The sequence below is a fragment of the Streptomyces sp. 840.1 genome, from assembly GCF_003751445.1.
Classification (GTDB): Bacteria; Actinomycetota; Actinomycetes; order Streptomycetales; family Streptomycetaceae; genus Streptomyces.
This window is the reverse complement of the sequence record NZ_RJUU01000002.1, coordinates 855,409-869,131: the sequence shown is the minus strand read 5'-3', so window position 1 is coordinate 869,131 and position 13,723 is coordinate 855,409. Positions and strand designations below refer to the sequence as shown.

The following is a 13,723-nucleotide window of genomic DNA, read 5'->3' as shown; positions in this document are numbered from 1 at the left end:
CGGTCCTCAGCCCGAGCGCGTTCACAGCGCCCCCGCCCCGTGGCGGCGAACGGCCCAGATCAGCATGGGTCCGCCGAGGAAAGCGGTGACGATGGCCACCGGCACCTCGCCGGTCGGCAGCAGGACCCGGGCGCAGACGTCGGCGACCAGCAGGAGAACCGGGCCCAGCACCATCGTGTAGAGGATCAGCCAGGGCACCGAGCCGCCCGCCGGCCTGCGGACCAGGTGCGGCACGATCAGCCCGACGAAGAGGATGGGCCCGGCCACCGCGGTCGCCGCCCCGCTGAGCACGGTGATCAGCACGAGGGCCGCGGCCCGTACCCGGCCCACGCCGGCGCCCAGGGTGTGCGCCACACTCTCCCCGAGCGCCAGCGCGTTGAGCGCCCGGCTCAGCAGCAGCGCGCCGAGCAGGGACACCCCGATGGCGGTCAACGGCACTGCCAGCGGGGCCTGTTCGCGGCCCGCGAGCGATCCGACGGACCAGAACCGGTAGCTGTCGAAGGTGTCCGGGAGCATCAGCCGCATGCCCAGGGCGATGCCGCCCAGTACCGCGGTCAGGGCGACGCCGGTGAGCACGAGGCGCAGCGGTGAGCTCTGTCCGACGGCGGCGACCAGCAGTGTCGCGAGTACGGAGCCGGTGACCGCGAAGCCGAGCTCGCCCGCCTGGCCGGTGGCCAGTCCGAGCGCCGAGCCGACGGTGACGGCGAACCCGGCGCCTGCGGTGACCCCGAGGATGCCGGGCTCGGCCAGCGGGTTGCGGGCCAGCGTCTGGATCAGCGCGCCGGCCACCGCGAGCGCGGCGCCCACGGCGACGGCCAGCAGCGCGCGCGGCGCCCGGATGTCCCGGACGATGACGTGGTCGTCGTCGGCGCCCCGGAAGTCCAGGAGTGCCCGCACGACTTCGGTGGGCGGGACGTGACGGGCCCCGAGGCCCATGCTGAGCACGGCGACCGCCGCCAGCAGGACCAGTCCGCCGGCGAGCAGGGCGATCTGTGGCGCGGCCCGCCCGGTTGCCGCCGCCCGGAACGCGCGGCCCGCGACGGTCACCGGTTCAGCAGCGGAGCGAGCGACTTGTCGATCGCGTCCAGGGTCTTCATCGCTTCCCCGTAGGTCGCGGCCTCGGTGTAACGGAACGGGAAGGCCTTCTTGGCCTTGACGGCGGGAAGGTTCTTCCAGAGCTTGGAGTCCAGGACGTACTTGACGGACTCGGGGACGCTGCCGTCGGCGTTGACCGAGTACGTCATGACGTCGGCCTCGCGGAACGCGGCCGGGAGCTCCTCGATGGACGGGTACTCGCTGACCGACTGGGAGCCCGGACCGGACTTCTTGACCTTGCCGTAGTACTTCGCGCCGATGTCGTCCGCGATGTTGGTTCCCCACGAACCGTCGAACTCGCGCTGGAAGGTGCCCTTGGCGGCGTCGCCGTACGCGCCCACGTGGCCCAGCTCGAGCCGGGGCAGCACGCCCTTGTACTTCTCGGCCAGCGCGGCGGCCTTCTCCTCGTAGGTGTTCTTCGCGACGTCGAACTCCTTGAGCGCGCCCGCGGCGTCGGACTGCTTGCGGGAGAGCTCGCGCCAGGCAGAGGGCACGGTCGGGCCGATCGCCACGACGGGGGCGATGGACTCCAGCCGCTTGATGTCGATGTCGCCCAGCACGGGCGCGGGGACCCCGATGATGATCAGGTCGGGCTCGGCCTCGGCCACCGCCTCGTAGTTGGTCTCGGCCGCCTGCTCACCCGCCACCTTGGGGAGCTTCTTGTAGGTGGCGAGGTCCTCCTCGGTCATCATCGGCTCACCGCGCTGCCAGGACGAGATCCCGACCAGCGGTGCGCCGGCCTCGATCATGGCGGGCACGGCGTAGCCGGTGGCGACGACCCGCTTCGGGTGCGCGGGGATGGTGATCTTGCCGTTGTCCGCGGCGAACACCCGGGTCTTCGTCTCCCCCGAGGCGTCCGACCCGCCGTCCGACGAACCGCACGCGGTCAGGGCGAGGGCCAGCGACAGCGCTCCGACAAGGCCGGACGATCTGCGTATGGACATGCGATGCTCCTTGTTACTTAGGTAAGGCTTACCTTAGTTGATGTTCTCCGGGCAGGACAACCACGGCGGCCGGCGCGACACCCGCCCCCGCGCGGCCGGCCGGTCAGTGCACGTCCTCGTCGAAGTCGGCCACGCCGCGCTTCCAGTAACCCGTGATGTCGTGGTCGGCCCTGGCCAGCCGCAGTTCGTCGCGGGCCCATCGGCGCAGCGGCTTGATCTGTCCAGCCTCGCCCGCGACCCACATGTACGCCCGCTCACCCTCGGGTACGGTCACCGCGGTCACGGCCCGCACCAGCGCGTCGCCGCTCCCCGGCGGCAGTTCGCCGCGGTGCAGCCACTGCACCTCGAAACCGTCGGGCGCCGACAGCTCGATCTCCTGCGTGGCATCGACGACTTCGATGAACGCCCAGCCCTTCGCGCTCCCCGGGAACTCCTCCAGCCGCCGGGCGATCGCGGGCAGGGCCGTGATGTCACCGGCGAGCAGGTACCGGTCGTAGGTGTCCGGGACGATCAGCCCGCCGGGCGGCCCCGCGAGATGCATGACGTCGCCGGGCCGGGCCGCGTGCGCCCAGTCCGAGGCGAGGCCGCCCGCGTGCGGGGCGATGTCGATGTCGATCTCGCCGGCGGCCGGGTCGTGGCGGCGCACGGTGTACTCGCGCGAGACCGGCGCCGGCCTGGGCCAGCGCAGCATCGCCCCGTTGCGCTCGGGCAGTCGCAGCGTGCCGTCCGGGTCGGGGAAGATCAGTTTCACGTGTTCGTCCGGCGCGTGGGCCTCGAACCCCTCGGCGCCCGCCCCGCCCAGGGTCACCCGCAGCAGACCGGTGCCGACCATGGCGGTGCGCACCACCTCGGTCGCCCGGATGCCGATCGGGTAGCCCACCTTCTCGGCGTGCGGCCCCCTCCTGACCTCCGCGATCCGGTCCAGATGCCGGTGCCGGTGATCGACCGCGCTCATGCCGGACGGCCCGTCAGCAGAGCTGTCCAGTGCGCCAGTTCGGGCTTCTCGGCCAGATCGGGGAACTCCAGCTCGGGCGCCCCGGCGACCCGCCAGCGCTCCACCAGGGCCATGATCCGCATCGAGTCGAGGCCGAGGTCGACCAGGTTCTCCTCGGGCGGGATCGCGGCGGGGTCACAGTCGAGCAGCTCCGCGACATCGGCACGGACGCGTTCGGGCGACAGGGTCTGGTTCATCGGACGGCTCCTGCTGGACGGGCGCCGACGGCGCGGTCGGCACGTCGGCGGCAACGGTTACGGGGCCACGTCACGGGGCGGCGTGCGCACACCCGTGGTCATGGCCGTCATGGGACAAGCCAGCGGCCGGGCAGGCCACTTGACCGGATAAACGGGCGAGTTCACCGGAACGCGCGGTGGCGGGAACCCCGTGCGCCGACAGCGGCGGCGAAGACCCGCACGCTGCCGCTCGACGGCTCCTCGCGCAGGGATTCCCGCTCTCCCGTTCAAGGTGAGGCAAGGCTAACCTAACCCATGAACACGGGGCACCCGAACGCGATCCCCGGCGATATCCATCCTCCGGACGCACGGCACTTTGGTGACCGAACGTCACATGAGTACCCCCTCAAGCACATCGACCCCCTCGCATCGATCCGTCAAATAAGTTAGGTTACCCTTACCTAACTAACCCGTAGGAGGTTGCTCATGCATGAGCGCATACCGGGCGGAAACGGCGAGTTCGACGGCCGTACTGTCCTGGTGACCGGTGCCGCACAGGGCATCGGGGCGGCCGTCGCCGAGCTGCTCGCCACACTCGGCGCCCGGGTCGCCGCTACCGACCGTGCACAGGGCGGCATCGACGCCCTGGCCGTTCGGTGGAACCGGCTCCAGGCGAAGAGCCCGGGGAGCCGGCGCTCGGCGGGCCGACTGGAGCCGTACGTCATGGATGTCACCGAACGGCCATCGGTGGAGCGCACGGTGGCCCGCGTGGAGCGCGAACTCGGCCCCGTGGAAGTGCTCGTGAACGTCGCCGGGATCCTGCGCACCGGCCTCGCCGCCGAACTCTCCGCAGAGGACTGGGCGCAGACCTTCGCGGTGAACACGGACGGCGTCTTCCACGTGTCCCAGACCCTGGCACCGCTGATGGCCGGCCGGGGCAACGGCTGTGTCATCACCGTTGGTTCCAATGCCGCCGGGATCCCCCGCACCGGCATGGCCGCCTACGCCGCGTCGAAGGCGGCGGCCACCGCGTTCACGAAATGTCTCGGCCTCGAACTCGCCCGCAGCGGCGTCCGCTGCAATGTCGTCGCGCCCGGATCCACCGACACGGCCATGCAACGCGCCCTGTGGACGGATACCGGCGCGGAACAGCGGGTCATCGACGGGGACCCCGCCGCCTACCGGACCGGCATACCGCTGGGCCGGATCGCCTCCCCCGAGGACATCGCCGACGCCGTCGCGTTCCTCGCCTCGGACCGCGCCCGCCACATCACCCTGCAGGAGCTGTACGTCGACGGCGGCGCGACCCTGCGCTGAACCGCGCCCTGCTCCTTGGTACCCCCACTGACGGAACATCGAGAATGGAGTCCCTGTGCCGACGGCATCCCAGGTCGCCACGCACGAACCCCCGGCCGATCCGGCCCACCCGGCCGTAGGCGCGGCCACCTCGCTGCTGGACGGCTACCGGCCCGGCGACCGTTTCCTCGCCACCCCCGGCCGCACCCTGCTGGCATCCGGCGCGGCGCGCCCCGTACCGCACGGCAGACGGCCGCTCGACGAGCGGGTGAACGCCACCCTGGCCGAGGCCCGTGCGGCCGGGCAGGAAGCACCCGTGGTCATCGGCGCCATCCCGTTCGACCACGAGGCACCGGCCGCCCTGAGCGTGCCGGCGGCACTGCGGATCGCGCCGCCGCTCGCCTCCGATCCGCTGATCGCCCTCCCCGTCGGCGTGTCGGGCGCCGCGGAATGGCGGATACGCCCGGTGCCCGGACCCGAGGTCTACGGAGCGGGTGTAGCGGCCGCGGTGGAACGCATGTGGCGCGGGGAGTTCAGCAAGGTGGTACTCGCCCGCACCCTCGAACTCACCTCCCCCGCAACGCTGGACCTGCCCGCGATGCTTCAGCGGCTGGCCCGCCGCGACCCCGTCGGATACACGTTCGCGCTGCCCACCGGGCCGGACCGCACCCTCATCGGCGCCAGTCCCGAACTGCTGGTCTCCCGGCACGGGCAGCAGGTCGTCGCCAACCCGCTCGCCGGTTCGACGCCGCGCAGCAGTGACCTCGCGGAGGATGTCCGCCGCGCCGCCACACTGCTGGAATCCGCGAAGGACCTGCACGAACACGCGGTCGTGGTGGACGCCGTGCACCAGGCCCTGGCCCCGCACTGCACCGAACTGACCGTGCCCGCCCGGCCGACCCTGATCCGCACCGCCACCATGTGGCACCTGTCGACCACGGTGACCGGCATGCTCGCCTCCCCCGGCACCTCCGCACTGGCGCTCGCCTGCGCCCTGCACCCGACACCCGCGGTGTGCGGCACACCCACCGCGACGGCCCGCCGGGTCATCGCGGAGACGGAGCCGTTCGACCGAGGCTTCTTCACCGGCGTGGTGGGCTGGGGCGATGCCGGCGGCGACGGCGAGTGGGTCGTCACAATCCGCTGCGCCGAGGCCGAGGAGCGCACGCTGCGCCTCTACGCGGGAGCCGGTATCGTCGCGGCGTCCGAGCCGGAGGCCGAGACCGCCGAGACGGCGGCCAAGTTCCGTACCTTCCTCAGCGCCGTGGGGGCCGAGCTGTGAGCCCGCACGACGCACCCACCTGGCCGGCCGATTTCGCCGAACGGTACCGGCGGGCCGGCTGGTGGCGCGGAGAGACCTTCGGCTCCATGCTCCGGGAGCGTGCCGAGGCGCATCCGGACCGGATCGCGGTGGTCGACCCGGTCGCGGGGACGCGCCTGAGCTACGCGGACCTGGACCGGCGCGCCGACCGGCTGGCCGCGGGCCTCCTCGCCCGCGGCATCGCCAAGGGCGACCGGGTGGTGGTGCAACTGCCCAACATCGCGGAGTTCTTCGAGGTGGTCTTCGCACTGTTCCGGATCGGCGCACTGCCCGTCTTCGCGCTGCCGGCCCACCGCGAGACGGAGATCTCGTACTTCTGCGAGTTCACCGAGGCGGTCGCGTACGTCATCGCGGCCGAACACGACGGCTACGACTACCGCGAGCTGGCGGCGAAGGCCCGTGCCGGAGCGGGCACGCTGCGGCACGTGTTCGTCGCGGCCGGGGACCCCGGCGAGTTCGAGGCGCTGTCCGACGTCGCGCAGAACCCGGTGGGCTACGGCGCCCCGCGCCCGGACGACCTGGCCTTCCTCCAGCTCTCCGGCGGCAGCACCGGCGTCCCGAAGCTGATTCCGCGCACCCACGACGACTACATCTACTCGCTGCGCGGCTCCAACGAGATCTGCGGGGTCGACGAGAGCAGCGTCTACCTCTGCGCACTGCCCGCGGCCCACAACTTCCCGCTCTCCTCCCCCGGTTCGCTCGGCACGCTCTACGCCGGCGGGCGCGTGGTGCTGTGCCCCCACCCCTCCCCCGAGGCCGCCTTCCCGCTGATCGAACGGGAGAGGGTCACCATCACCGGCCTGGTCCCCCCGCTCGCCCTGCTGTGGACCCGGGCGGCCACCACCACCGCGCACGACCTCAGCAGTCTGGACGTCCTGCTGGTGGGCGGCGCCAAGTTCAGCGAGGAGGCGGCACGGCGGGTCCGGCCGGCGCTCGGCTGCACCCTGCAACAGGTCTTCGGGATGGCCGAGGGCCTGGTCAACTACACCCGCCTCGACGACCCGGTCGAGACGATCGTCACCACGCAGGGGCGGCCCATCTCACCGGACGACGAGATCCTGGTCGTGGACGACGAGGACCGCGAGGTCGCCCCGGGCGAAACGGGCCACCTGCTGACACGCGGGCCCTACACGATCCGCGGCTACTGGCGGGCGCCCGAGCACAACGCCCGCTCGTTCACCGAGGACGGCTTCTACCGCACGGGCGACGTCGTCCGCGTCACCGCGAGCGGGCACATCGTCGTCGAGGGCCGCGCCAAGGACCAGATCAACCGGGGTGGCGAGAAGGTCGCCGCCGAGGAGGTCGAGAACCACATCCTCGCCCACCCGTCCGTGCACGACGCCAACGTGGTGGCCGAGCCGGACCCGTACCTGGGCGAGCGCGTCTGCGCCTACGTCATCCTGCATCCCGGCGAGGGCCCGCTGAAGCCGGTGGACATCAAACGGTTCGTACGGGACCGGGGACTGGCCGCGTACAAGGTGCCGGACAGAGTCGAGTTCGTCGGGACGTTCCCGCAGACCGGCGTCGGGAAGATCTCCAAGCGGGACCTGCGGACCGCCGCGGCCGCCGCCCCGGCCGGCTGACCCGCCGGGGCCAGAAGCCCCTCGCCTGCGGGACCCGCACCCGGCCCTCCCTTCCCCAACCCTGAACGGAACCCGAGCACCATGGCCCTGCCCGCCATCGCCCCGTATCCCATGCCGACCGCCGACGAGCTGCCCGCCAACCGGGTCGGGTGGAGTGTCGACCCCGCGCGCGCCGTACTCCTCGTCCACGATCTGCAGAACTACTTCCTGTCGGCCTACGACCGCCGGTCCGCACCGGTACCCGAACTCCTCTCGCACGTAGCCGAGTTGAGGAAGGAGGCGAAGCGGCTCGGCGTACCGGTGCTGTACACCGCGCAGCCCGGCGGGCAGAGCCCCGACGAGCGCGGCCTGCAACAGGACTTCTGGGGGCCGGGCCTGCCCGACGACCCGCACGCCGCCGCCATCGCGGACGGCATCGCACCCGACGGGGACGACGTGGTGCTCACCAAGTGGAAGTACAGCAGCTTCGTGCGCACCGACCTCCTGGAGCGGCTGCGCGAACAGGGCCGGGACCAGATCGTCATCACGGGCGTCTACGCCCACATCGGGGTCCTGATGACGGCGTGCGACGCCTGGATGCAGGACATCCAGGCCTTCGTGGTGGCCGACGCGGTGGCCGACTTCTCCGCCCGGGACCATGCGATGGCGCTGCGCTGGGCGGCCGGGAAATGCGCCGTCGTCACCAGCACCCGAGCCGTCTTCGGGGGGAGCTGACCGGAACCGCGGTCAGTTCCTGAGCGGCCGCACTCCGGCCCGCCCGGCCGGGCGTCACCCGGAGGCGGGGGCGTCACCGGCCCCGTCCGCCGGTGCGCCGACCACCAGTACCAGCTTCCCCCGCCCCGGACCGGCCTCCCCGGCGCGGTGCGCCTCCGCGACCTCGGTGAGCGGGAAGGTCCGCACGGCCGGGAGCGCGAAGCGCCCGGACTCGATCAGCTCACCGATCCCGCCGAGCGCGTGGAGCGCGCGTCCGGCGTCGCCGCTGCTGAACCGGACCCCGTGCTCCCGCGCACCGGCGAAGTCGGCGAGGGTGACGACGTGCCCGGGGCCGCCCGCGAGCTCGGCGAGCTCGGGCAGGACACCGCTCCCGGCCACGTCGAGCGCGAGGTCCACACCGTCCGGCGCCAGCGCGCGAACCCGCTCGACGAGGCCCTCGCCGTAGGCCACGGGCTCAGCCCCCAGCGAGCGCAGGTACGCGTGGTTGGCGGGACCGGCGGTACCGATCACCCGCGCGCCGCGCGCCACGGCCAGCTGTACCGCGGCGCTGCCGACGCTCCCGGACGCGCCGTTGACGAGCAGCGTGCCGCCCGGCGCCGCCCCCTCCCCCACACCCAGCTGGTCGAGCGCACGCGTGGCCGTCTCGACGGCGGCGGGCAGTGCGGCGGCAGCGGGGAAGTCGAGCGACGGCGGGACCGGCGCGCAGTAGGCCAGCACCGCCAGTTCGGCCTGCGCCGTACCGTCGGCGGAGAACCCGAAGACGCGGTCGCCCACGGCCACGTCCGTGACGCCCTCGCCGAGTTCGTCGACGATGCCCGCCGCCTCGTAGCCCATGGTCTGCGGAAGCTCCTGATCCATCAGGCCCTGGCGCTTCTTCCAGTCGCTGGCGTTGACTCCGGCCGCTCGCACAGCGATCCGGACCTGCCCGGGGCCGGGACGGGGATCGGGGAGATCCACAATCTCCAGGACCTCAGGGCCTCCGAACCGGCTGAAACGGACTGCCTTCATCATGCGCTCCGATCTCGGCTCAGGGTGTCGCGGTTGCCGCGTGCACGGCAGTCTCCCGGGCCTCCCTGAGAACAACCGCCAACGTACGCGACTGGTAACTGAAAATGATTATCGATACCGTATATGGTGGCACAGCGTCTCCGGCCGTCCCTTCCGAGGGCGGTCCGGGCTGCCGTCGTGCCGTCCGAACCGAACGCGTGAAAAGGGGAGTTGTGGCTCATCTGCTGATGGTCGAGAGCTGGGTCGGGTCAATGAGCAGGCTGCTGCCACGGGCCATCGGGCAGGGCGGGCACGAGTTCACCTTCCTCACCCGCGACCTGCACCACTACCTGGGCCCGGCGCCCGAGGGGACGGCGCACCCGCTGCTCGGCGCCCGTAACGTCGTCACCGCCGACACGAACGACACGGGCACCCTGCTGCCGCTGGCCGAGCGGCTGCACGAGGTGCTGTGCTTCGACGGCGTGCTGACGTCCTGTGACTACTACCTCCCGACGGCGGCCCTGATCGCCGGGCGGCTGGGCCTGCCGGGCCCGGCCGCGGAGTCGGTCCGCGACGCCTGCCGCAAGGACGCCACCCGCAGGGTCCTCGCGGGCGCCGGGGTGCCAGGTCCGCGCTTCGCCGTGCACGAGGAGTGGGGCGCCCTCGCGCGCTCCGCCCGGGAGATCGGCTATCCGCTGGTCGTCAAGCCCGTCGACCTGTGCGCGGGGATGTACGTGCGCCGCGTGGACGACGAGGGGCAGCTGGCCCGCGCCGTCGAGGCGCTCACCGCGTTCCCGGTCAACGCCCGCGGGCAGCGCAGGGATCCCGTCGTCCTGCTGGAGGAGCTGCTGGACGGTCCCGAGGTGAGCGTCGAGACGGTGTCGCACGGGGGCGCCGTCCACGTGGTGGGGGTGACCGACAAGAGCATCGGCGGATCGCCCGCGTTCATCGAGACCGGGCACATGTTCCCGGCGGCGCTGCCCGCCCCGGACACCGAGGCAGCCGGGCGGACCGCCGTGGCCGCGATCAGAGCCCTCGGCCTCACCGACGGCGTCGTGGCACACACCGAGATCAAGCTGACCGCCAACGGTCCCCGGGTGGTCGAGGTGAACCCCAGGCCCGCCGGGAACCGCATCACCGAGCTGGTCCACCGGGTGACCGGCATCGACCTGGTGGCGTCCTTCGTGGCGGTGTCCCTCGGCCGCGAGCCCGACGTGAGGGGCTCCCGCACCGGGCTGCGCAGCGCGGCCATCGGCTTCCTCGTACCGGAGGCGTCGGGCACGCTGGCGTCGCTGGACAGCAGCGGGGTGCGGGGCGCGCCGGGCGTGCTGGACCTTCGGCTCGCGGAGCCCGGTGCGCGGGTGACGGCGGCGGGCAGCAACAACGAGTACCTCGGGCACGTCATGACGGGCGATGCGCGGGGGCTCGGCGCCCGCGACCGTGCCGAGGCCCTGCTCGGTGAGCTGCGGTCCGCGCTGGTGATCCGATGACCGCCGCGAGCGGCACCGCGACGGCCTGGAGGTACGAGTCGTGCGCGTCCTACGACGAGCTCGTGGCGCGCGTCCTCGCCGGCGAGCCGGGACCGGATCCCGCCTCGCAGCGGATCGCCGTCGCCTTCACCACACGGCAGGCCGCCCGGCACACCGGGCGGGCGACCGGCTACCGCAACGAGGTGCTCAGCCTGCGGCTCGCCGGGGCCGTCGGGTCGTGCGCCGTGGAACCCGGGACGCTCCCCGACCGTACGGTCGAGGACTGCGTGGGCGCCGACGTGGCCCGGCTGCTGGAGCATCCTCTGCTCCCGGTGCGCGTGGCCGCGCTGGACGCCTACCTGATGCACGCCGGCGGTCACACACCGGCGACCGGGGCGCGGCCCGTGGCGCTGCCCGCCGGGACCTCGCTGGAGAAGTCCCGGGCCCGCGCGAACGCCGTCGTCGAGCTGCTCGGCCTGCCGCCGGGAGCGACCGTGCTGGTGGTGGGCGTGGTCAACTCCCTCCTGGAGGCGCTGCGTTCACGCGGGCTGCACTACGTGCCCTGCGACCTCGGGGGCGGCTCGACGGAATGGGGCGAGACAGTTGCCACCGATGCACTCGGCGCGGCCGGCCGCTGCGACGCCCTGCTCGTGTCCGGGATGACGCTGGGCAACGGGACCTTCGAACCGCTGCGGCGGCACGCGGCCGCGAACGGGAAGCAGTTGGTGATGTTCGCCCAGAGCGGCAGCGCCGTCCTGCCCCGTTTCCTGGGTCACGGGGTGAGCGCGGTGTGCGCCGAGCCGTACCCCTTCTTCTGGCTCGACGGCGGCCCCGGCACCCTGTACCGCTACGCCGGTCCGCGCCCGGGGGACGGCCGATGACCCTGACGGCAGTGCGCCCCACGGCTCGCCCGGAACTGCTCACGCTGCTCGGCGGGACGCCCCTGGTGCGCGTCACCACCGATCTGCCCGGCCCGCACCCCGGTTTCTGGGCCAAGCTCGAAGGGCTCGCGGCGGGCGGCATGAAGGCGCGGGCCGCCGTCTCGATGCTGCTGGGAGCGCGGGCGCGCGGCGAACTGCCGCCCGGCGCGACCGTGGTGGAGTCCACCTCCGGCACGCTCGGTATCGGGCTCGCCTTCGCGGGACAGGCCCTCGGCCATCCCGTCGTACTGGTCGGCGACACTGAACTGGAGCCTTCGATAAGACAGTTGCTACGAGCTCACGGGGTGCGACTGGAGCTTGTGGACCGTCCGGCGCCCCTGGGCGGCTGGCAGGTGGCCCGACTGGACCGGGTGCGGGAGCTCACCGCCCTGTTGCCCGGAGCGTACTGGCCGGACCAGTACAACAACCCTGACAACACGGCCGGTTACGCCTCTCTCGCCGCCGAGCTCATCGCCCGCCTCGACCATCTGGACGTCCTGGTGTGCAGCGTCGGCACCGGGGGCCACAGCGCCGGCATCATCGGACCGCTGCGCCGGCGCTGGCCCGCGCTGCGGCTGATCGGGGTGGACGCGACCGGCTCCGCCATCTTCGGCCGGCGCGCCCGGCCGAGGGTGATGCGCGGTCTGGGCAGCAGCATCCACCCGCGCAACGTCGCCTACGGCGCCTTCGACGAGGTGCACTGGGTCGGCCCGGCCGAGGCCGTGGACAGCTGCCGCCGGCTGGCCCTCGGCAGTTTCGTCAGCGGCGGGTGGAGCACGGGGGCCGCCGCCCGCGTCGCCGCCTGGGCCGCCCGCGTCAGCCCCGGCGCGGTCGTCGCCACCGTGTTCCCCGACGGCCCGCACCGCTACCTCGGCACGGTCTACGACGACGACTTCACCGAGGCGCACGGCCTCGACCCCGCCGCGGCGGCCACCCACCCCGTCCGGATCCCCCACCCCCACGCGGCCGAGACCACCGGCTGGATGCGCTGCGACCGCGTTCATGACCCGCTGAAGGCACCACCCCACCCGGAAGGGAACCCGTGAAGACCGGCCTGCGCACCGTGCGGCTCGAACTGGCCGAGCCGCTGCGCATCTCCCGCGCCACCATGTCCGCCCGTGACGCCGTGTGGCTGAGCGTCGAGCACGACGGCGTCACCGGCCACGGCGAGGCCGTCACCAGCGCCTTCTACCGGCTCGACACCAGGACGCTGGAACGCCTCGTCGCCGCCGTCGGCAGGAGCCTCGTCCGCTTCGGCGACCCCGAGAGCGCCCTGGAGGCGCTGTGGGCGGGTGAGGTGGCCGGGGCCGGCACTCCCCCGGCTGTCACCGCCGCCGCCGAGGCGGCACTGCTCGACCTCGTCGGCAAACGGGCGGAGCGGCCCGTCCACCGCCTGCTCGGCGCCGGCGGCCACCCGGTCGCCGCCACCGCCCGCACCATCGGCATCACCTCCCTCACGGACGCCGCGGCGCAGGCCCGCCGGCTCGCGGCGAGCGGCTTCGAGATCATCAAGGTCAAGGCGGGCAGCACCGACCCGGAGGACGACGTGGAGCGCGTCCGCATCATCCGCGACATCGCTCCCCTGGCCCGGATCCTGCTGGACCCCAACGGGGCCTGGACCACGGCGCAGGCCGAGGCGCTGCTGCCCCGGTACGCGGACCTCGGCGTCGAGGCCGTCGAACAGCCCGTCGCGCCCGGTGACCCCCGGGCGCTGGGCGACCTGGCCGAACGCTCACCGCTGCCGGTCATCGCGGACGAGGACGCCGTCGGCCTGGAGGACGTACGCCGCCTGGCCGGACGCGTCCAGGGCGTCAACGTCAAGCTCGCCAAGTGCGGCGGGGCGCTCGCCGCCCTGCGCATCGCGGAGACGATCGCGGGCAGCGGCACGGAGCTGATGCTGGGCTGCCTCACCGCCAGCACCCTCGGCCTCGCACCGGCCGTGCACCTGGCCGGCCGGGCCCGCTGGACCGACCTCGACGGGCACCTGCTGCTCGCCCGCGACCCATGGACCGGCATCGGCGGCGAGGACGGCATCGTGCGCACAACCGGTCTGCCCGGTCTGGGCGTTCAGGAGGTGGGGGCGCTGGGGCAGGTGGCGTGAGAGCTGTTCGGACGGCCGGTGGGCCAGCGGGTGTCATCGATGGCCGCGGCGCGCCGGTTCCGGTCTCCCCGCTGCTCCGAACAGCGGCGCCGGATGTGCGGCCCGCCGGATGTCCCACCAGAC

At 73.1% G+C, this 13,723-nt stretch carries 13 protein-coding genes; 8 read left to right on the top strand and 5 right to left on the bottom strand.

Translation table 11 applies throughout. The features are described 5' to 3' along the window. Window positions 1-21: 21 nt before the first annotated feature. The 4 genes from EDD93_RS30110 to EDD93_RS30095 form a co-directional block, all read right to left on the bottom strand. A complete protein-coding gene (locus EDD93_RS30110; RefSeq protein ID WP_123528641.1) occupies window positions 22-1,047 on the bottom strand; it encodes an iron ABC transporter permease in 1,026 nt (341 codons plus the stop codon). Then, window positions 1,044-2,039, bottom strand: a complete 996-nt coding sequence (locus EDD93_RS30105; RefSeq protein WP_123528640.1) for an ABC transporter substrate-binding protein — start codon at window positions 2,037-2,039, stop codon at window positions 1,044-1,046. Before EDD93_RS30105 ends, EDD93_RS30110 begins: the two co-directional genes overlap by 4 nt. 103 nt (window positions 2,040-2,142) lie before the next feature. Next, window positions 2,143-2,994, bottom strand: coding sequence for a siderophore-interacting protein (locus EDD93_RS30100; RefSeq protein WP_123528639.1), 852 nt, complete (start codon window positions 2,992-2,994; stop codon window positions 2,143-2,145). Continuing rightward, window positions 2,991-3,230 carry a phosphopantetheine-binding protein gene (locus EDD93_RS30095; protein WP_123528638.1) on the bottom strand — a complete coding sequence of 80 codons (240 nt, stop codon included), beginning with the start codon at window positions 3,228-3,230 and terminating at the stop codon, window positions 2,991-2,993. The genes EDD93_RS30100 and EDD93_RS30095 overlap by 4 nt, the downstream gene beginning before the upstream one ends. A gap of 465 nt (window positions 3,231-3,695) precedes the next feature. Here EDD93_RS30095 and EDD93_RS30090 point away from each other — a divergent pair, with 465 nt between their 5' ends. The 4 genes from EDD93_RS30090 (at window position 3,696) to EDD93_RS30075 (ending at window position 8,123) form a co-directional block, all read left to right on the top strand. Then, on the top strand, window positions 3,696-4,526 hold the full coding sequence (locus EDD93_RS30090; RefSeq protein WP_123528637.1) for a 2,3-dihydro-2,3-dihydroxybenzoate dehydrogenase: 831 nt from the start codon (window positions 3,696-3,698) through the stop codon (window positions 4,524-4,526). 55 nt (window positions 4,527-4,581) lie between these two features. Beyond that, a complete protein-coding gene (gene dhbC / locus EDD93_RS30085; RefSeq protein ID WP_123528636.1) occupies window positions 4,582-5,787 on the top strand; it encodes an isochorismate synthase DhbC in 1,206 nt (401 codons plus the stop codon). After that, window positions 5,784-7,409 carry a (2,3-dihydroxybenzoyl)adenylate synthase gene (locus tag EDD93_RS30080; protein ID WP_123528635.1) on the top strand — a complete coding sequence of 542 codons (1,626 nt, stop codon included), beginning with the start codon at window positions 5,784-5,786 and terminating at the stop codon, window positions 7,407-7,409. The genes dhbC and EDD93_RS30080 overlap by 4 nt, the downstream gene beginning before the upstream one ends. Window positions 7,410-7,490: 81 nt before the next feature. Next, entirely contained in the window at window positions 7,491-8,123 is a 633-nt protein-coding gene (locus EDD93_RS30075) for an isochorismatase family protein (RefSeq protein WP_123528634.1), read from the top strand. Between the two features lie 54 nt (window positions 8,124-8,177). On the opposite strand, the gene EDD93_RS30070 is transcribed toward EDD93_RS30075, so the two are convergent. Further along, complete coding sequence (locus EDD93_RS30070) at window positions 8,178-9,131, bottom strand: NADP-dependent oxidoreductase (RefSeq protein ID WP_123529434.1); 954 nt, start codon at window positions 9,129-9,131, stop codon at window positions 8,178-8,180. Between the two features lie 212 nt (window positions 9,132-9,343). Between EDD93_RS30070 and EDD93_RS30065 the strand changes: the two genes are divergently transcribed. The 4 genes from EDD93_RS30065 to EDD93_RS30050 are packed head-to-tail and all read left to right on the top strand — an operon-like array spanning window position 9,344 to window position 13,600. After that, a complete protein-coding gene (locus EDD93_RS30065; RefSeq protein WP_185092566.1) occupies window positions 9,344-10,600 on the top strand; it encodes an ATP-grasp domain-containing protein in 1,257 nt (418 codons plus the stop codon). Continuing rightward, window positions 10,597-11,460, top strand: coding sequence for a Rossmann-like domain-containing protein (locus tag EDD93_RS30060; protein WP_123528633.1), 864 nt, complete (start codon window positions 10,597-10,599; stop codon window positions 11,458-11,460). Before EDD93_RS30065 ends, EDD93_RS30060 begins: the two co-directional genes overlap by 4 nt. Beyond that, window positions 11,457-12,545 carry a PLP-dependent cysteine synthase family protein gene (locus EDD93_RS30055; protein WP_123528632.1) on the top strand — a complete coding sequence of 363 codons (1,089 nt, stop codon included), beginning with the start codon at window positions 11,457-11,459 and terminating at the stop codon, window positions 12,543-12,545. Before EDD93_RS30060 ends, EDD93_RS30055 begins: the two co-directional genes overlap by 4 nt. Next, window positions 12,542-13,600, top strand: coding sequence for an enolase C-terminal domain-like protein (locus EDD93_RS30050; RefSeq protein ID WP_123528631.1), 1,059 nt, complete (start codon window positions 12,542-12,544; stop codon window positions 13,598-13,600). Before EDD93_RS30055 ends, EDD93_RS30050 begins: the two co-directional genes overlap by 4 nt. Window positions 13,601-13,723: the final 123 nt, after the last annotated feature.

Bases quoted from the DNA above. Each gene is read 5' to 3' on its own strand.
- EDD93_RS30105 (WP_123528640.1), bottom strand. From the start codon at position 2,039: ATGTCCATACGCAGATCGTCCGGCCTTGTCGGAGCGCTGTCGCTGGCC.
- EDD93_RS30100 (WP_123528639.1), bottom strand. From the start codon at position 2,994: ATGAGCGCGGTCGATCACCGGCACCGGCATCTGGACCGGATCGCGGAG.
- EDD93_RS30095 (WP_123528638.1), bottom strand. From the start codon at position 3,230: ATGAACCAGACCCTGTCGCCCGAACGCGTCCGTGCCGATGTCGCGGAG.
- EDD93_RS30090 (WP_123528637.1), top strand. From the start codon at position 3,696: ATGCATGAGCGCATACCGGGCGGAAACGGCGAGTTCGACGGCCGTACT.
- EDD93_RS30075 (WP_123528634.1), top strand. From the start codon at position 7,491: ATGGCCCTGCCCGCCATCGCCCCGTATCCCATGCCGACCGCCGACGAG.
- EDD93_RS30070 (WP_123529434.1), bottom strand. From the start codon at position 9,131: ATGAAGGCAGTCCGTTTCAGCCGGTTCGGAGGCCCTGAGGTCCTGGAG.
- EDD93_RS30060 (WP_123528633.1), top strand. From the start codon at position 10,597: ATGACCGCCGCGAGCGGCACCGCGACGGCCTGGAGGTACGAGTCGTGC.
- EDD93_RS30055 (WP_123528632.1), top strand. From the start codon at position 11,457: ATGACCCTGACGGCAGTGCGCCCCACGGCTCGCCCGGAACTGCTCACG.